We start from the raw sequence: 17,761 nt of genomic DNA, 5'->3' as shown, positions 1-17,761 counted from the left end.
CCGCTCAATTCACTTTGCGCAGATGTTCTTGTCATCTGCATTGACGTTCTGGACCCCGTCCGGGGTTTCGGTCGGTGCCTCGATCGGCGAACCCGGCGCCTTGAAGTCCTTGCCGAGGACGAGCTTCATCGGCTCGCGGTCCCCGGCGTCCTTCCCGGACTTCTTCAGCGCGCTCTTGGGCAGCCCCATCCAGTCGGCCAGAGTGGCGGCCTGGTCGGCCTGGTTGGGCGCGTACTCGAGGCGGGTGGCGGCCAGCTTCTCCGGCGCGTTGCCGGCGTTGGTGGCGAGCTTGGCGGCCTTGGTGTTCTGCAGCCAGTCCACGGTCTCCTGGGCCGAGCCGATCGGCCCGCCGCCGTTGGTGACGTCGACCCGCACCCGCTCGGCCGGAGCCTTCTTGGCCGGGCCGGACTTCTTCTTGCCCTTCTTGCCCTTGGCCAGGGTGTGGTCCGCCCGCACCATCGCGAACAGCGGGTCCGCCTTGGCCTTGTCCATGATGACGGTGGCCGGGTCGTCCGGGTTGTCCAGCACCGGCACGGTCGCGAAGGTGACCTTGTCGATGTCGACCTTCTTCATGTCGGTGCCGAAGTCCAGCAGCTTGCTCGCGGTGCCGATACCGGTGTCGACGGTGAGCGCCTTGGTCGCCGCCTGGCTGACGTCGTAGAGCTTGCCGGGGCTGCTGAAGGCGCTGGACTTCAGCTTGCGGATCAGCGAGCTGAGGAACTGCTGCTGCAGCTCGATACGGCTGAGGTCACTGCCGAAGCCGACGGTGTGCCGGGTACGGACGAACGCCAGCGCCTGCTCACCCTTGACGGTGTGCCGGCCGGCCTTCAACTTCAGGTGCGACTTGGGGTCGTTGATGTCCTTGGCCGCGCACACCTCGACGCCGTCCACCGCGTTGGACAGCTCCTTGACCGCGTTGAAGTCGGCCATCATGAAGTGATTGATCTTCAGCCCGGTCATCTTCTCGACGGTGCGCCAGGTGCAGCCCGGGTCCCGGCTCTCCTGGCCCAGGCTGGTGTTGAAGCGCACCCCGTGCTCACCGGGGATGTTCTTCGTCGAGCCGTCCTTCTGCTTCGTCGGGCAGTTGGGGATGTCCGTGATCATGTCGCGCGGGATGCTCAGCGCGGTGGCGTTCGTCCGGTCCTTGGAGATGTGCATCAGGATCGTGGTGTCCGCGTGGCCCACGCTCCCGGCGTCGCCGTAGCCCGCGTTGCCCTTCCCGGAACGCGAGTCGGTGCCGATGATCAGGAGGTTCACCGGGCCGTCGGACACCGCGTCGTTCTCCACACCGACATCGACCTTGTTGATGTTGCCGTCGAGCTGCTGGTAGACGAAGTACGCGGCGCCGCAGCCGGCGACGAGCACGAAGCCCACCACACCGGCGGTCCAGTGCAGCGCCCGCTTCTTCCCCGACTTCTGCGGCTTGCGCTTGCGGCGGCTCGCCGGGCCCGCCTCGGCCGCGTTCGCCGTCGCCGTGCGGCTCGCGGCCGCCCGACGCGCGGCGCGGCCGCCGGCCGCCGGCCCGCCGTCGCCGTCCCCGCCGTCCTCGTCCCGCCGCCCACGCTGGGTCGGCAGCGGCCGGGTGTCGGTGTCGCCGACCGCGGCGTCCCGCTTACGGGCGGCGCGTCTGCCGGCCGCCGTGCGGTCGGAGGGCCGAGCGGCGGCTTGACCGGCAGGGTCAAGCCGCAGTTCGTAGTTGCCGGTGTCCGGATCGAACACCCACTGATCGGCGGGATCGACGTTGTTGTCGCCCGCCCGCCCACGGCCTTGCGCGTCCACGGTGCCTTGAGTCCTCCGTCGGTGCCACGCGGCGCCATCCCCTCAAGGCGCTCGGTAGGTCGATCGTGCATTACTCGGTTCATCGGTCGCTTGGTCGAGCGACCGGATCGCTCACACTATCCGCCCAGTTCAGCGCCCCGCGACGCTCGTGACAAATTCCACTTACCTACAACTGGGCAATCCGCCCAATCCCTTCGAGTCGTCGGCTTGTTTTGCGGCATCTTTATTCGCAGATCCCGCGTTCCGCCGTCGTCCCGGGAAAGGTCGGGCCCGAACTCGGCGGGGGCGCCGATGGTTCGTCCGGCCGGTCGTCCGACGCTCCGTTTCCGGTGCGGACCGGTTCCTCCCCGGCGTCGCGCGGGGGCCGCACGGTCACCGGAAGATCCTTGTGCAGCTGCGCGAAGAGCCGCCCGGCGTCCGGCTGCAGCAGCTCATCGCGATTGGGGTCCAGGCGGTACTCCCGCCGCGGCACGGTCATGAACTGGACCTGCCCGGTGGGAATGCGGCGCGCGCTGCGCACCAATTCGTACAGCCCCCTGAGGGAAGCCAGCTCGGTGTCCGTGGTCAGGGAACTCGTCGCGGCATCCAGCACCGGATACAGCCGGGTCGGATTGAGCAGGACACCATTGCTCTGCACTTTCTTCACGAGTGCGCCAAGAAATCGTTGTTGCCTCTCCATGCGCTGCGTATCGCTGCCGTTGCCCAGGCTCTTTCGTGCCCGTACGTAACCGAGCGCGGCCTCACCGTGCAGGGTCTGCCGGCCGGCGGGCAGCGTGAGATCCGCCTCGGGATCGTGGACCGGCCGCGGCAGACAGACCTCGACGCCGTCCACCGCGTCCACCATCTTCGTGAAGCCGACGAAATCGATGATCATGTAGTGGTCGACCCGGATGCCGGTCAGCTTCTCGACCGTGCGGATCGTGCAGGCCGGGCCGCCGGCCGCGAACGCCCCGTTGAACTGGCCCGGCCGCGGCGCGGTCTCCGTGCCGTCCGGCCGCTTGCAGTGCGGCACCTCGACCATCAGATCGCGCGGGATGCTCACCGCGGTGGCGCTCTTCCGGTCCGCCGCGAGGTGCAGCAGCATCGTGGTGTCCGACCGCTGGCCGCGGCTGTGGCCGTATCTGCCGTTGCCGCCGTTCCGGCTGTCGGAGCCGATCAGCAGCACGTTCTCGGCGTTCGGCGGGCCCGCCGGCGGCCGCTCGGACTCCCACTTCCGCAGCTCCCGCTCGGTGGCGCTGTCGGTGTGGATGTTGCCGTTGAGCTTGGCGTACACCGCCCAGCCCGTCCCCGCCCCGGCCAGCACGAAAGCGGTGATCCCGAGCGCGGCCCAGCGGCGCCAGTGCCACCGGTACGGCGGGATGCGCGGCGGCCCCGGCCCGTCCGCTCCCGGCCCCCCGGCCGGGCGTGCGCCCCAGCCGGCGAACCTGGGGGGCTCGGGGGTCTCGGTCACGTGTGCGTCCATCCCTCACGGAGTCTGCGTCGCGCCCGCACGCAGGGCCCGGACGGAACAAGAGACGGACGAAACCCGCGCATGGTTGTACGTACTCAAGATCCTGGCCCGAAAAGGACGTACCGGCCCGCCCCGGGGCCCGTCCGGTCCGCCGGACGGGGGAGCGCGGCACCCTCAGTGCGCCGGCGGCGCCCGGAACGTGGTCTTCTCGCTGTCCTCCCGGCCCGCCACGGCCGCCGCGTCCAGCCGGTCCAGGTGCCGGCACAGCACCACCGAACCGCCGGTCACCAGCGGCCCGTACAGCCCGTACGACAGGCCCTGCCAGGTGTCGTACCCCAGCCCCGACAGCACCCGGGGCGCCGCCGGCAGCCCCGCCGCCCCCGCGTCGGCCAGCGCACGCGCCCCGATCCCGGCCCCGGTCAGCTCCTCGCCGCCGACGGCCAGCGCCACGGCACCCGGGTCCACCGGCGCGAACGGCGCGAACCGGTCACCCTGGCCCGGCACCTCCACCGCGTAGTCGGCGAAGCCCGCCGGCGGCTGCGGGAAACGGCCGCCCAGCGGGCGCAGCGCCAGCGCCACCCGCTCACCGGAACAGGCGAGCGCTGCGTCGAGCCGGTCCGGCCCGGCGACGACGAGGTCGGCGGCGGCCGGATCGCCGTCCACCTCCGCCACCACGCCCACCGACGAGCAGGCCAGCAGCCAGACGGCGGTCTGCCAGTGCGCGGGCAGCAGCAGCGCGAGCCGGTCACCGGGCTCGGCGGCCAGATCACCCTGGAGATAGTTGGCGGTCTTGGCCACCCAATTGGCGAAGGTCGCGACGGACAGTTCCACGCGCTCGCCGGTGGCGTCGTCGTAGAAGGTCACCAGCGGGCGGGCCGGGTCCGCGGCGAGCGCGGAACTCAGCAGGTCGGCGGGGGTGCGATCGGTGGCGTTCATCGCGGCCAGGGTACGCGCGGCGGCAGCCGGCGACGGGCCGGGCCCGGCGGGCCCGCACCACCGGATCGGCCGATGCACCGTCAGATCAGCGTTGGCGCGTTCGCCCCGGCCATGTCCAGGATTCTGACCATGCGCCCCTTCCTCACACTCTGTTGCGGCGCCGTGTGCAGCGCCGCCCTCGCCCTGCCCCTCGCGCCCGGCGCCGGTGCCGCCCCCGCCGCCGCGCCGCGCCCCGCCCACTCCGGTGAGCTGCCGGGCAGCACCCAGTCCCTCCCGGTGGCGGCGCTCGGCGCACCCGCCCCGCACCCCGACTCCCGGGACGCCACGGCGCCCGCCCCCCAGTCCCTGGGCCTGCCGGCCCGCACCGTACGGCCGTTCTCCCTCCTCGGCGTCGTCTGGGACGACGCCGCCGCCGAACTGCGCGGCCGGGTCCAGGTCCGCACCCGCGCCACCGGCCGCGGCGACTGGTCCGGCTGGCAGGACGTCCAGGTCCACAACGACGACGCCCCCGACCTCGGCGCCGCCGAGCGCCGCGACAGCCAGGTCCGCGGCAGCACCGCCCCGCTGTGGGTCGGCGACTCCGACGCCGTCCAACTGCGCATCACCCCCGCGTCCCGCCACCGCGCCCGCGCCGCCCTCCCCGGCGGGCTGCGGCTGGAACTCGTCGACCCCGGCCGGCCCCCGCGCGGCGTCCGCGGCGCACCCGCCGACCCGCCGGCCCCGCTCGGCCCCGAGGCCGGCGCGGCCTCCGCCGCCAACGCCGGGCTCGCCCCGCCCGGCGCCACCGAGATCCCCGCCCTCGACCAGGCCGCCTCCACGGCCGGCCGCCCCGCCGAGGACGGCGCACCGCCCGGCCGGACCTACGCCGGACCGCGCCCGCGGATCGTCACCCGGGCCGGCTGGGGCGCCGACGAGCAACTGCGCGAGAAGGCCTTCACCTACACCCGCACCGTCCGCGCCGCCTTCGTCCACCACAGCGGCTCGGGCAACAACTACGACTGCGCCGAGGCCCCTTCGCTGATCCGCGCCATGTACCGCTTCCACGTCAAGAGCAACCACTGGCGCGACATCGGCTACAACTTCCTCATCGACAGATGCGGCACGGTCTACGAGGGCCGCGCCGGCGGCGTCGCCAAACCCGTCATGGGCGCCCACACCCTCGGCTTCAACACCGACAGCACCGGCATCGCCGTCCTCGGCACCTTCACCGACGACGAGCCGCCCCAGCCCGCCGTCGACGCCATCGCCCGTCTGACGGCCTGGAAGCTCGGCCTCCACAGCGTCGACCCGCGCGCCACCATCCAGATGCTGTCCGGCGGCGGCAACCGCTTCCCCAAGGGGACGAAGGTCCCCCTGCACGTCATCTCCGGCCACCGGGACGGCTTCACCACCGACTGCCCCGGCGTCCACCTCTACGAGAAGCTCGCCGCCACCCGCCTCGCCGCGGCCGCCCTCCAGGGCCGCTGATCCGCTTCCGGCCTGACATGACGGCACGTTCCGGGTTTGCTCGGGTCTGTCACGGTGCAGGCTGCAGGAACCACTCAACCGTTCCCTCGTCCGCACGCCCGAGCCAGCACGACGCCCGCCGTCCCGCCCCGCGCTCCTCCCGTGGCCTGAACGGCACCGGAGCGCCCCACCACCGGGGGAGTTCCGGAGCCCGTCTGCCTACACTGGTCGGCCGATCGGCCGACCCCAGCAGGAAGCAGAGAAGACACCGTGAGCGTCGTATGTGCAGCCGCCGGGCTGTGGTCGACGACGAGAGCCGCACCGCTTGATCCCTCCCTGCCCGCGCCCGGGCAGCAGGGGCCCAGCGGGCGGAGAAGCGAACAGAGGTCTCAGTGACGGAAGCGATCCTCCTGGTCGGCGGCAAGGGCACCCGGCTGCGCCCGCTGACGGTGCATACGCCCAAGCCGATGGTCCCGGCGGCGGGTGTGCCGTTCCTCACCCACCAACTGGCCCGCGCCCGGGCGGCCGGCGTCGAGCACATCGTGCTCGCCACCTCCTACCTCGCCGAGGTCTTCGAGCCGTATTTCGGCGACGGTTCGGAGTTCGGCCTGCATCTGGAGTACGTCACCGAGCAGGAGCCGCTGGGCACCGGCGGCGCCATCCGCAACGTCGCCGCGCGGCTGCACTCCGCCCCCGACGACCCGGTGCTGATCTTCAACGGTGACATCCTCACCGGCCTCGACATCGCCGCCCTCGTCGCCACCCACCGCACCTCCGGCGCCGATGTCTCCCTGCACCTGACCCGCGTCGAGGACCCGCGCGCCTTCGGCCTGGTCCCCACGGACGACACCGGCCGGGTCACCGCCTTCCTGGAGAAGCCGCAGACCCCCGAGGAGATCGTCACCGACCAGATCAACGCCGGGGCCTACGTCTTCAACCGGTCGGTCATCGACACCATCCCGGCCGGCCGCCCGGTCTCCGTGGAACGCGAGACCTTCCCCGGCCTGCTCGCCGACGGCGCCCACCTCCAGGGCATGGTCGACTCCACCTACTGGCTCGACCTCGGCACCCCGCAGGCCTTCGTCCGCGGCTCCGCCGACCTGGTCCTCGGCCGCGCCCCGTCCCCGGCGGTGCCCGGCCGCCGCGGCGAGCGCCTGGTCCTGGAGACCGCCGACGTCGCCGGCGACGCCAAGCTCACCGGCGGCACGGTCGTCGGCCCGCGCACCGTCATCGGCGCCGGTGCCGAGATCGACGGCAGCGCCGTCCTCGACGGCGCGGTCGTCGAGCCGGGCGCCCGCATCCGTGACTCACTGATCGGCGCCGGGGCCCACATCGGGGCCCGTACGGTCCTGGACGGCGCGGTCATCGGCGACGGCGCACGGATCGGCGCCGACAACGAACTGCGCGACGGCATCCGCATCTGGTGCGACGCCGAACTCCCGGCCGGCTCGGTCCGCTTCTCGTCGGATCAGTAGGCGGTGACGGGGGAGCCGGTGGTGGGGGAGCCGGTGTTGGGTGGGCGGCGGCCATGCGCCCCCGCCACCCCCGCGGGGATGCCTCCGCCACCCCCCGCGGGAATGCCGCCCCGCACCACCGCGTTGTGGCCCCGAGGGGGCCCTCGCCTCCCCTACGGGATCTGTTCGCCCACCCCCTACGGCCCACCCCCACAGCCCACCCCGCCGCCCCGCCCCGCTGTCACCCCCATCGCCTAACCTGGCCGCATGCCCGCCCGTACCTGGGACCCGCCCGGCCCGCTCGATCTGCACCGCACGCTGGGTGTGCTGCAGCGCGGCCCCGGTGACCCCGCGTTCGCGGTGCGCGGCGGCGAGTTCTGGCGGGCCTGCCGTACCCCCGAGGGGCCCGGCACGCTCCGCATCGTGGCCCGCCCGGCCACCGGCCAGGTCGAGGCCGAGGCCTGGGGACCGGGCGCCGACTGGCTGCTGGAGCGTCTGCCCGAGCTGCTGGGGGAGTCCGACGACCCGGCGCGGCTGACCGCCCGGCACCGCATCGTCCACGAGGCCCGCCGCCGTCACCCCGGCGTCCGGCTCGCGCGCACCGGCCTGGTCCTGGAGTCGCTGATCCCCTCCGTCCTGGAGCAGAAGGTCACCAGCGACGAGGCCTACCGTGCCTGGCGCCTGCTGCTCCAGCGGCACGGCGAGCCCGCCCCCGGACCCTGGGAGCGGATGCGGGTGATGCCGGAGCCGCGCGGCTGGGCGCTGATCCCCTCCTGGGAGTGGCACCGTGCGGGTGTCGACGCCAAGCGTTCGTCCGCGATCCTGCGCGCCGTGCGGGCCGCCCGCCGGGTGGAGGAGGCCGCGCGGATGGACCTCGCGGACGCCACCCGGCGGCTCATGGCGCTGCCCGGCATCGGCCCCTGGACCGCCGCGGAGACCCTGCAGCGCACCCTCGGCGCCCCGGACGCGATCACGGTCGGCGATCTGCACCTGCCGAAGATCATCGGCTATGCGCTCACCGGACGGCGCGGCACCACGGACGAGGAGATGCTCGAACTCCTCGCGCCCTACGAGGGCCAGCGGCACCGCGCCGCCCGGCTGATCCTGCTGTCCGGCCGCGTCCCGCCGCGCCGCGCCCCGCGCTTCCCGGTGGGGGACATCGCCCGGCTGTGACCGGCGCGCGGGCGCCGGTCAGCGCACGACGACGAAGTCGTCCGCGTTCCGTGCCGGCCGCTCCGGCGGGGCCGCCGCCGGCCGGCCGATGGCCACCGCGCCCATGGGCTCCCAGTCCTCCGGCAGCCCCAGTACGTCCCGGACCACCTCCCGGCAGAACATCGTCGACGACACCCAGGCGGAGCCGAGACGTTCGCCCGCCAGCGCGACCAGGAAGTTCTGGATGCCCGCGCCATGGGCCACGATGAACATCTCGCGCTCCGCCGTGCTCCGCCGCGCGTCGGGGTAGGCATGCGAGCCGTCCGTCACCATGCAGGGCACCGCCAGATACGGCGCGGCCCGCAGCACCTCGCCGCGCCGAATCCGTTTGGCGACCGACTCCTCCGACTTGCCGTCCCGGCGCAGGTCCGCGATCCAGGCGTCCCGCATCGCGTCCAGCAGCCGCAGCCGTGCCTCCGGCGACTCCAGGAGCACGAACCGCCAGGGCGTGGTGTGGTGCGGCGCCGGAGCCGTGACCGCCGCCGCCACCGCGCGCCGGACCGCGCCCGGGTCGACCGGTTCCCCGGTGAAGGCACGGACCGTACGCCGCGTTGTCACCGCTTCCCGTACGGCCTCCGAGGTGCCCAGCCGGAACATGTCGTCCTCGGGGCTGCGCACCATGGCGCGCGCGCCGCCCGGCTCGCCGCTCTCCCCGACGACATGGGCCAGCCCCCGCACCACCGCGACCGGCAGCCCGGCGGCCTTGCCCTTCACCAGGTCGCCCGCGGCGGCCAGTTCGTCGGCGGTGGCCACCACCGTCGCGCTGAGCGGATTGCCGTACGCGTCGGTGCCGCCGCGCAGATCGTCCAGCACCCGCACCCCGGCCGCGCCGATGGCGACATCGGTCAGCCCGTTGCGCCAGGGCCGGCCGAAGGTGTCGCTGATGACCACGCCGACGTCGACGCCGAGCGTGGTGCGCAGGCCGGCGCGCAGCGCGCGGGCCGAGGCGTCCGGGTCCTCCGGCAGCAACAGCACCGTCCCCGACGGGGTGTTGGAGGCGTCGACGCCGGCCGCGGCCATCACCAGCCCCTGCCGGTTCTGCACGATCCGCAGGGCGCCGCGGCGCGCCACCACGCGCACCGTCTCCTGGTCGATCGCCGCCTCGCGGTCGGCGGCCTCGACCACCCGGCCCTCGGCCTTGCTGACGATCTTCGAGGTCACCAACAGCACGTCGCCGTCGGTGAGTCGGGGCATGTTCTCGACGGTGGCCGCCGCCGCGATCAGCTTGACGAGGTCGTCGCCGGGCCGCACCTCGGGCATTCCCGGCAGTGCCCACACCCGGTAGGCGGGCGCCCCGGCGGCGTCGTTCACGCCCGGACCTCCTCGGCCAGCTCCAGCGCCTCGCGCACCATCGCGGCCGTGGCGTCCAGGTCCGTCATCATCAGCGGCACCGCCCGGCAGCGGATGCCGGCCGCCTCGACCTCGGCCACCGACCCCGCGTCGACGGAGTCGACCAGCCAGCCGTCCAGCAGTCCGGGCCCGTAGTGGCGGGCGACGGCCCCGGCGGTCGCCTCCACCCCCACCGCGGCCAGCACCTTGTCGGCCATGCCGCGGACGGGGGCGTCGCCGACGATCGGCGAGAGCCCGATCACCGGTACCCCGGCGTCCGCGATGGCCTCCCGGATGCCCGGCACCGCCAGGATCGTCCCGATGCTGACCACGGGGTTGGACGGCGGGAACAGCACCACGTCCGCCTCGGCGATGGCCTCCAGCACGCCCGGCGCGGGTTTGGCCTGGTCGGCGCCGACCGGCACCACGGCATGGGCGGGCACCGAGGCCCGCAGCCGCACCCAGTACTCCTGGAAGTGGACCGCCTTGCGCTCGCCGTCCTCGTCGACGGCGACATGGGTCTCGACCCGGTCGTCGGACATCGGCAGCAGCCGCACACCGGGCTGCCAGCGCGCGCACAGCGCCTCGGTGACGGCGCTGAGCGGATATCCGGCGCCCAGCATCTGGGTCCGCACGATGTGGGTGGCGAAGTCCCGGTCACCCAGCCCGAACCACTCGGGGCCGACACCGTAGGCGGCCAACTCCTCCTTCACCCGGAAGGTTTCGTCGGTGCGGCCCCAGCCCTGCTCCTCGTTGATGCCGCCGCCGAGCGTGTACATCACGGTGTCGAGGTCGGGGCACACCTTGAGCCCGAACAGATGGATGTCGTCGCCGGTGTTCCCGATGACGGTGATGTCCGCGTCCGGAGCCGCTGCCTTCAGTCCCCGCAGAAAGCGGGCGCCGCCGATACCGCCGGCCAGAACCACGATTCGCATGGCCCCAGCATGGCAGGGCGGCGCGACGCGGTGTCAGGGGGCCAGCACTCCGGGCTGCGCGGCCGCGGCACCGGAATCCGCTGTCTGGCCGGGGTGCATGGGCATGTCGGTCAGCCCCGGGAAGTACACGTGCAGGCTGACGGCCGGGGTCAGGGCGTCGTTGACGACCTCGTGGACGTAGCCGGGCGCGAACACCTGCTGGGCGCCGGCCGTGAGCGTACGGGGTCCGTCCCCGGTGTGCTCGGTCAACTCGCCCTCCAGAACGGTCAGCACACCGGAGGACGCCCCGTGGTCGTGCCGCCCGCTGCTCTGTCCCGGCACCCAGCTCAGCAGCCACACCTCGTAGCCGGGCCCGGTGCGGAGGCGGTGGTACCAGCGGGTGGTGGCGTCGTAGCGGACCAGCGGGGCCCAGGCGGCGCGGTCGGCGGCGATCGAGCGGGCCAGCCCGGCGAAGCCGGCGACGGTGGCCGGGTGAGCGGGGACGGGCGGCAGCAGGTGGGGGAGGGCGAGCGGGTCGCCGGCGATCTGGACGTCGCTGTTCATGGGTTTCGGGTCCTCGGCGGAAGTGCTGGGGCGGCGCGGGGGTCCCGCCCAGCGGTGGCTGGGGGAGGGCTGCGGCGCGGCGCGGGCTCTCCCTGTGGGGAGTGCGGCGCGGCAGCGCGGAGCAGGGGTGCTGCGGGGTGGTGCGAGCGGAAAAGCTGGAGCTCAGTGGCTTCGACAGCTGGAACAGCGACAGCGGGCCTGCGCAGCGCAGAGCGACCCGTAGGCACGGGTCAGTCGGAGCGCGAGGGTCGCTGGCATGGGGTCAAGGAGACCGGGTTCGCGGCGCGATGTCAACCGGATGTCTGGTTTGACGTAAATCTTTCACCTCATCCGGTTGCTCCGCCTGGCGAAAGGTTTGTGCGGCGCCGGGGCCGGAGACATCGACCCGCAACCGCGCCTTCAAACGCCGTTGCGATCCCGTGATCCGTCTGTGATCTCCCCCGCTTCGGCGCGCGGGGGTGCAACGTGAACGCCGCTTGGTCGCGTCTTGGTGAGTGAAGAGGACGTGCCGGGTGGCACGCCCAGGGAAGTGTCCTGGTTTTTGCTGATTTGAACACTTTCCGCATCCGCTTGGTTCCGCCGAGTGAATAAGAGGCTCAATAGCAGATCTCGGCTTGACTGGCCCGGATCACCACACTTGTAATTTCACTCGTGTCGTTCAGCCGAAATCGATCACGGCTTGATCACGGGGACGTAAAGACAGACGAGGGGCGCACATGACCGAGCTGTTCCAGGAATTGCTGGTCGAGGAGGCGGACGAGGAGCTCGGCTGGCAGGAGCGCGCACTGTGCGCCCAGACCGACCCCGAGTCCTTCTTCCCGGAGAAGGGTGGCTCCACCCGCGAGGCCAAGAAGGTCTGTCTCGCCTGCGAAGTCCGGTCCGAATGCCTGGAGTACGCGCTCGCCAACGACGAGCGCTTCGGCATTTGGGGCGGCCTGTCCGAGCGCGAGCGGCGCCGGCTCAAGAAGGCCGCCGTCTGACGATGGCAGCGCGACCGGACCCACCGACGGCGCGCGGCCCCCAGGACCACGCCGCCGTACCACCTCAACTCCCCATATCCCCCTATAGCGAACACCCCGCCTCCTGCGACCTGCTCGCCGGAGGCGGACTGCTGTGACGGACCCGGTCGGGGCACCGGCGGGAACCATTAGTGTGGGGCCCCGTCCGAGATGCGCCGCCGCCCCGCCGGGCGCGCGCGTCGCCTCGTAGTCCGTCGCAGTGTCTTCCGGGGGCGGGGCCAGCGCGACTTCGCCGCGGGCCTTCGAACTCCCGGGTCCGGAGGGCCCGTACCTCGATGTCCGTGCACAGCCAGTCGGCCGCCCAGGCCGCCTCACATGCAGCCGCCACCCCAGAGTTCCCGCGGCACGTCGTCACCGCCGTGATCGTCTCCCATGACGGTGCCCGCTGGCTGCCCGACGCGCTCACCGGCCTGCTCGGCCAGGAGCGCCCGGTGCAGAACGTCATCGGCGCCGACACCGGCAGCGCGGACCACTCCGCCCAGCTGCTCGCCGAGGCCATCGGGGACCAGCGGGTGCTGCACCTCGCCCGCCGCTCCGGATTCGGCACCGCCGTCGACGAGGCCGTCCGCACCGCCCCCGTGCTGACCCCCGACGACCTGCCGTATCTGCGCCGGCCCAGCGGCTGGGACCCGGTCACCCGCACCTGGCGCGACGAGGCGTACGAGATGCCGGAGTTGCCGCACGGCGAACCGGTCCAGTGGCTGTGGCTGCTGCACGACGACTGCGCACCGGCCCCGGACGCCCTCGCCGAACTGCTGCGGGTCGCCGACGCCAGCCCCTCCTCCGTCATCGTCGGTCCCAAGCTGCGCAGCTGGTACGACCGCCGGCAACTGCTGGAGGCCGGGGTCAGCATCGCCCGCTCCGGCCGCCGCTGGACCGGCCTGGACCGCCGCGAACAGGACCAGGGCCAGCACGACCAGGTGCGCACGGTGCTGTCCGTCTCCACCGCCGGCATGCTCATCCGCCGTGACGTCTACGAGGAGTTGGGCGGCTTCGACCGCCGGCTGCCGCTGATGCGCGACGACGTCGACCTGTGCTGGCGCGCCCAGGCCGCCGGCCACCAGGTCCTGGTCGCGCCGGACGCCGTCCTGCGGCACGCCGAGGCCTCCGCCCGCGAACGCCGCCCCATCGACTGCGTCGGCCGGTCCGTAGCCAACCCGCACCGCGTCGACAAGGCCGGCGCCGTCTACACCCTGCTCGCCAACACCCGCGGCGCCACCCTCCCCTACGTCCTGCTGCGACTGCTGATCGGCACCTTCCTGCGGGTGCTCGCCTACCTCGTCGGCAAGGTCCCGGGGCAGGCCCTCGACGAACTCGCCGGGCTCTTCGGCACCCTGCTGCGGCCCGGCAAGATCCTCGCCGCACGCAAACGCAGAGGCCGGCCAGCGGTCGAGGCGAACGAGCTGCGGCCGCTCTTCCCACTCCCCGGAGCGACCGTCCGGGCCACCGTCGAACAGGTCGCCGGCAACATCGCCGGGCGCGCCGCACCGGACGTCGCCTCGGCCGGCCGCCACGGCGCGGTGGAGTCCGGGCCCGGCGGGGACGACGCCGACTTCCTGGAGGTCGAGCAGTTCGCCCGGCTCAAGCGGATCGCCCGCAAACCGGCCCCGGTGCTCTTCCTCGTCCTGCTGCTGGTCTCGCTGGTCGCCTGCCGCGGACTGCTCGGCTCCGGCGCGCTGACCGGCGGCGCGATGCTGCCCGCGCCCGGCAGCGTGTCCGACCTGTGGTCGGCGTACCTCGACAGCTGGCATGCGGTCGGTGTCGGCGGCAGCGCCTCGGCGCCCCCCTACCTGGCGATCGTCGCCCTGATGTCGAGCCTCTTCCTCGGCTCCACCGGCTTCACCGTCACCCTGCTGCTGGTCTGCTCCGTCCCGCTCGCCGGGCTCACCGCCTACTTCGCCTCCCGCCCGCTGGTCGCCTCCCGGCTGCTGCGGGCCTGGGGCAGCATCGCCTACGCCTTCCTGCCCGCGGCCGCCGGCGCGCTCGCGGGCGGCCGGCTGGGCACCGCGGTGCTCGCCGTCCTGCTGCCCCTGATGGCCCGCGCGGGGATCGCCGCCGCCGGACTGCGGCTCCCGGCCGGGACCCGGCCCAGCTGGCGCGCCACCTGGGCGTACACCCTCCTGATCACCTTCACCATGGCCTTCACCCCGGTCGTCTGGCCGATCGCGGTGCTGCTCGGCACCGGGCTGCTGGTGCTGCGCTTCCTGGACGGCAGCCGCGACCAGCTGCTCGCCCACGGGCTGCGCTTCCTGGTCGTGACCGTGGTGCCGTTCGTGGTGCTCGCGCCCTGGTCGCTGTCGCTGCTGAGCCGGCCGTCCGCCTTCTTCCAGGAGGCCGGGCTCGACTACGGCGCCGGCTCCGCCTCCGTCCTCGACCTCATCGGGCTCAGCCCCGGCGGCCCCAAGGCCGCCGGCGGGGTGCTGTTCCTCGGCATCGTGCTGGCGGCGCTCGCCGCGACGCTGCGCGACGAGCGGCAGCGCGCGACCCGTACCGCCTGGGCGGTGGCGCTGGCCGGGCTGCTGCTCGCCGCGCTGGGCAACGGCTCCGGCTGGACCGGGCCCGCGATGCTGGTCTACGGCCTGGCGCTGCTGTGTGCCGCGGCGATCGGCGCCGAGGGCATCCGCACCCGGATGGCCAGCCTCGGCTTCGGCTGGAAGCAGCCGGTCGCCGTGCTGATCGCGTTGGCGTCCGTGCTCGCCCCGCTCTACGCCGCGGTCAGCTGGATGATCACCGGCGCCTCCGGGCCGCTGGAGCGGCGCACCCCGGAGCAGGTCCCGGCGTTCGTCGCCGAGGAGTCCGGCACCGCGGACCGGGCCCGCACCCTCGTGCTCGACGGCTCGCCCGGCCATGTCGGCTACACCCTCGTCCGCGGCTCCGGCGCCCGGCTCGGTGACGCCGACCTGGCCGCGGCCGCGGGTGAGGACAAGCGGCTCGCCGGCATCGTCGCCCACCTCGTGGCCGGCTCCGGCGCCGACCAGAGCAACCAGCTCGGCGGCTACGCGGTCCGCTACGTCCTGGTCAGGGACGGTGCGCCGCGCGACATGGGCCGGGTGCTGGACGCGACCCCGGGCCTGACCCGGCTCAGCCAGGACGACGGCAGCGCCCTGTGGCGCGTCGACCGGCGGGTCTCACGGGTCTCGATCGTCCCGGGCGAGGCCAAGGACGGCACCAGCGCGGGCGAGGCCGCCGCCCCCGTCGCCGTACCGGCCGGCCCCGTCGAGGCGCACACCAAGGTGCCCGCCGGCGACAGCGGCCGGGTGCTGCGCCTCGCGGACACCGCCGACGAGGGCTGGCAGGCCACCGTCGACGGCACCCCGCTCAAGCCGGTGACCGTCGACGGCTGGGCCCAGGGCTTCACGCTCCCCGCGGGCGGCGGCACCCTCGACCTCACCCATGAGAACCCCCTCGGCCACACCCTCTGGCTGTGGGCGCAGGGCCTGCTCGCGGTCACCCTGGTGGTGCTGGCGCTGCCGGGCCGCCGCCGGGAGATCGACGACGACCTGCCGGAGGACACGGCCGCCGCGCAGGCCGCCGCGGCGTCCGGCGACGGCCGCCGGGCGCGGCGCCTGCGGGCCCAGGCCGAGGCGGCCGGCGCCCCCGAGCCCGGCGTGCCCGCGGCGCGCGCGGACGAGCCGCCGCATGCCCCGGACGCCGTCCCGGCGGACGCACCGGCCCCCGGCGACCCGTATGCGGCGGTGCCGCAGCAGCCGTCCTACGAGGAGTGGCAGGCCGCCCAGCAGGGCGCACCGGACGGGACCGTGCCCCCGGGCCACCCCGCCGCCCCGCAGCCCTTCGCGCCCGCCGACCCGTACCAGGACGGGCAGTACGGCCCGCCGTACCCGCAGGCCGACCCCTACCAGGCCGCCGACCCGTACACGGACCCCTACCAGGCGGGTGCCTACGACCCGTACGGCTACGGGCAGCAGCAGTACGGCGACGGCGGGCCGCAGCACCAGCAGCCCTACGACGACGGCACCGAGTACCCGGGGTACTCCGGCTCCTACCCCGAGCCGCGCCGTGACGGGAGCGACCAGCAGTGAAGCGCACCATGATGTCCCTGATCGGCGTGGCCGTCGCGCTGGGCGCGGTCACCGGCGTCGGCGCCGTGGCCGCCCCGGACGGCGAGGGCCACGACGCCCCCCGCGGCGGCAGCCGGCTGCCCGTCCAGCGCTCCGCGCTGCTCTGCCCGGCCCCGACCTCCTCCGAGGTCGGCGAGACCGCCTACACCGCCTTCGCCCCCAAGGGCGCCGCGGCCGGTGCGGACGGCAAGAAGGGCACCGCAGAGCTGCTGCCCGCCGGAACGGTGCGGGACGCCGGCGACGGCGCCGACGGCAAGGGGAAGAAGAAGGGCAAGGGCAAGAGCGGGGGCAAGGGAGCCGCTGATCCCGCCGCCGGGCAGACCGTCGCCCCCCGCGACACCAAGCCCGTCGTGCCCCTCCAGGAGGCCGGCAAGCCGGTCACCACGACCACCGACAGCCCCGACGCCCCCGCCCTGGTGGGCGCCGCGGACGGCACCCTCGCGCCCGGCTGGACCGTGCAGCAGACCACCTCCGTCGCCGCCGGTTCGGGCCGCGGCCTCCTCGGGCTGAGCTGCACCACCCCCGACACCACGTTCTGGTTCCCCGGGGTCAGCACCGCCACCGAACGCCAGGACTACGTCCACCTCACCAACCCCGACGCGACCCCGGCCGTCGTCGACCTCGAACTGCACGGCAAGGACGGGGCGTTGGACGGCTCGTCGGGCGAGGACATCCAGGTGCCGCCGCACACCACGGTCCCGGTGCTGCTGTCCACGCTCACCGGCAGCCCCACCACCAACGCCGCGCTGCACGTCGTCGCCCGGGAGGGCCGGGTCGGCGCCGCCGTCCAGGCGAGCGACGGCACGCTCGGCAGCGACTGGCTGCCGCCCGCCGCTGACCCCGCGCCGGGCCTGGTGCTGCCCGGCATCCCGAAGGACGCCACCTCCGTCCGGCTGGTGGCCCTCGCCCCCGGTGAGTCCGACGCCGACCTGAAGGTCCAACTGGCCACCCCCACCGGGCTGATCACGCCCGCCGGGCTGGAGACCCTGCACCTCAAGAGCGGGATGACCACCGCCGTGGACCTCAAGGACCTCACCAAGGGCGAGGCCGGCTCGCTGGTGCTCACGCCCACCGACGGCGAGGCCAAGGCCCCGGTCACGGCCGCGCTGCGGGTCACCCGCGGCAAGGGCGCCAAGCAGGAGATGGCGTTCATCCCCGCGACCCGGCCGGTCGAGAAGCGCGCCACCGCCGCCGACAACGGCGGCAAGGACGCCACCCTCTCGCTGGTCGCGCCGCAGAAGGGCAAGGACGCGAAGGTGAAGGTCACGGCGTCGGCCGGCAGCGGCGGCGGCACCCCGGTCACCAGGACCTACACGGTCAAGGGCGGCACCGGCCTCGACGTCCGGCCGCCCCGCCCGCAGGGCCTGAAGGGGACCTACGCGCTGACGGTGGAGCCGGAGTCCGGCAGCGGTCCCGTCTACGCGGCCCGGATGCTCGCCCGCCCCCAGGGCGGGGTGCCCGCGTTCACCGTCCAGCCGCTGCCCGACGACCGCGGCTCGGTCCTCGTCCCGACCGCGGGCCAGGACCTGTCGGTGCTCACCGACTGACCGCGGACCCGCACCCGGGACCCGCGCGCCGG

General features: G+C 74.0%; 13 protein-coding genes. 7 read left to right on the top strand and 6 right to left on the bottom strand.

The annotated features are described in order from the left end of the window. Positions 1-9: 9 nt before the first annotated feature. The 3 genes from ACGFN2_RS34325 to ACGFN2_RS34315 form a co-directional block, all read right to left on the bottom strand. Positions 10-1,779, bottom strand: a complete 1,770-nt coding sequence (locus ACGFN2_RS34325; RefSeq protein ID WP_362610353.1) for an LCP family protein — start codon at positions 1,777-1,779, stop codon at positions 10-12. 223 nt (positions 1,780-2,002) lie between these two features. Continuing rightward, on the bottom strand, positions 2,003-3,241 hold the full coding sequence (locus tag ACGFN2_RS34320) for an LCP family protein (RefSeq protein WP_393366761.1): 1,239 nt from the start codon (positions 3,239-3,241) through the stop codon (positions 2,003-2,005). 162 nt (positions 3,242-3,403) lie between these two features. Continuing rightward, positions 3,404-4,165: a TIGR03089 family protein gene (locus ACGFN2_RS34315; protein ID WP_393366759.1), complete on the bottom strand. Its 762-nt coding sequence runs from the start codon at positions 4,163-4,165 to the stop codon at positions 3,404-3,406. Between the two features lie 129 nt (positions 4,166-4,294). On the opposite strand from ACGFN2_RS34315, the gene ACGFN2_RS34310 reads away from it, so the two are divergent. The 3 genes from ACGFN2_RS34310 (at position 4,295) to ACGFN2_RS34300 (ending at position 8,238) form a co-directional block, all read left to right on the top strand. Beyond that, entirely contained in the window at positions 4,295-5,632 is a 1,338-nt protein-coding gene (locus ACGFN2_RS34310; RefSeq protein WP_393366775.1) for a peptidoglycan recognition protein, read from the top strand. Between the two features lie 371 nt (positions 5,633-6,003). Continuing rightward, positions 6,004-7,086, top strand: a complete 1,083-nt coding sequence (locus ACGFN2_RS34305; protein ID WP_362610361.1) for an NDP-sugar synthase — start codon at positions 6,004-6,006, stop codon at positions 7,084-7,086. A gap of 246 nt (positions 7,087-7,332) precedes the next feature. Further along, positions 7,333-8,238, top strand: coding sequence for a DNA-3-methyladenine glycosylase family protein (locus ACGFN2_RS34300; protein ID WP_393366757.1), 906 nt, complete (start codon positions 7,333-7,335; stop codon positions 8,236-8,238). An 18-nt stretch (positions 8,239-8,256) separates the two neighbouring features. On the opposite strand, the gene ACGFN2_RS34295 is transcribed toward ACGFN2_RS34300, so the two are convergent. From ACGFN2_RS34295 to ACGFN2_RS34285, 3 genes are read right to left on the bottom strand one after another with little or no spacing between them, the layout of a single operon-like run. Then, complete coding sequence (locus ACGFN2_RS34295) at positions 8,257-9,588, bottom strand: coenzyme F420-0:L-glutamate ligase (protein WP_393366755.1); 1,332 nt, start codon at positions 9,586-9,588, stop codon at positions 8,257-8,259. Continuing rightward, entirely contained in the window at positions 9,585-10,541 is a 957-nt protein-coding gene (cofD, locus tag ACGFN2_RS34290; RefSeq protein ID WP_362610368.1) for a 2-phospho-L-lactate transferase, read from the bottom strand. Before cofD ends, ACGFN2_RS34295 begins: the two co-directional genes overlap by 4 nt. Before the next feature lie 33 nt (positions 10,542-10,574). Further along, positions 10,575-11,084, bottom strand: coding sequence for a cysteine dioxygenase (locus tag ACGFN2_RS34285; protein WP_393366752.1), 510 nt, complete (start codon positions 11,082-11,084; stop codon positions 10,575-10,577). A gap of 716 nt (positions 11,085-11,800) precedes the next feature. On the opposite strand from ACGFN2_RS34285, the gene ACGFN2_RS34280 reads away from it, so the two are divergent. The 4 genes from ACGFN2_RS34280 (at position 11,801) to ACGFN2_RS34265 (ending at position 17,729) form a co-directional block, all read left to right on the top strand. Further along, positions 11,801-12,064 (top strand): WhiB family transcriptional regulator, encoded by a 264-nt coding sequence (locus tag ACGFN2_RS34280; RefSeq protein WP_003983763.1) that lies wholly within the window; start codon positions 11,801-11,803, stop codon positions 12,062-12,064. A 2-nt stretch (positions 12,065-12,066) separates the two neighbouring features. Continuing rightward, a complete protein-coding gene (locus tag ACGFN2_RS34275; protein ID WP_362610372.1) occupies positions 12,067-12,201 on the top strand; it encodes a hypothetical protein in 135 nt (44 codons plus the stop codon). Positions 12,202-12,378: 177 nt separating this feature from the next. Beyond that, entirely contained in the window at positions 12,379-16,143 is a 3,765-nt protein-coding gene (locus tag ACGFN2_RS34270) for a glycosyltransferase (RefSeq protein WP_393366750.1), read from the top strand. Beyond that, positions 16,140-17,729: a DUF5719 family protein gene (locus ACGFN2_RS34265; protein WP_393366748.1), complete on the top strand. Its 1,590-nt coding sequence runs from the start codon at positions 16,140-16,142 to the stop codon at positions 17,727-17,729. Before ACGFN2_RS34270 ends, ACGFN2_RS34265 begins: the two co-directional genes overlap by 4 nt. Positions 17,730-17,761 lie beyond the last annotated feature (32 nt).

The organism is Streptomyces sp. NPDC048612, assembly GCF_043199295.1.
Lineage (GTDB): Bacteria > Actinomycetota > Actinomycetes > Streptomycetales > Streptomycetaceae > Streptomyces.
This window is presented reverse-complemented; position numbering and strand designations above follow the sequence as displayed.

What these genes read in the sequence shown, in the direction of transcription:
- ACGFN2_RS34320 (WP_393366761.1), bottom strand. Translation starts at nt 3,241, where the DNA reads ATGGACGCACACGTGACCGAGACCCCCGAGCCCCCCAGGTTCGCCGGC.
- ACGFN2_RS34315 (WP_393366759.1), bottom strand. Translation starts at nt 4,165, where the DNA reads ATGAACGCCACCGATCGCACCCCCGCCGACCTGCTGAGTTCCGCGCTC.
- ACGFN2_RS34310 (WP_393366775.1), top strand. Translation starts at nt 4,295, where the DNA reads ATGCGCCCCTTCCTCACACTCTGTTGCGGCGCCGTGTGCAGCGCCGCC.
- ACGFN2_RS34300 (WP_393366757.1), top strand. Translation starts at nt 7,333, where the DNA reads ATGCCCGCCCGTACCTGGGACCCGCCCGGCCCGCTCGATCTGCACCGC.
- cofD (WP_362610368.1), bottom strand. Translation starts at nt 10,541, where the DNA reads ATGCGAATCGTGGTTCTGGCCGGCGGTATCGGCGGCGCCCGCTTTCTG.
- ACGFN2_RS34285 (WP_393366752.1), bottom strand. Translation starts at nt 11,084, where the DNA reads ATGAACAGCGACGTCCAGATCGCCGGCGACCCGCTCGCCCTCCCCCAC.
- ACGFN2_RS34280 (WP_003983763.1), top strand. Translation starts at nt 11,801, where the DNA reads ATGACCGAGCTGTTCCAGGAATTGCTGGTCGAGGAGGCGGACGAGGAG.
- ACGFN2_RS34275 (WP_362610372.1), top strand. Translation starts at nt 12,067, where the DNA reads ATGGCAGCGCGACCGGACCCACCGACGGCGCGCGGCCCCCAGGACCAC.
- ACGFN2_RS34270 (WP_393366750.1), top strand. Translation starts at nt 12,379, where the DNA reads ATGTCCGTGCACAGCCAGTCGGCCGCCCAGGCCGCCTCACATGCAGCC.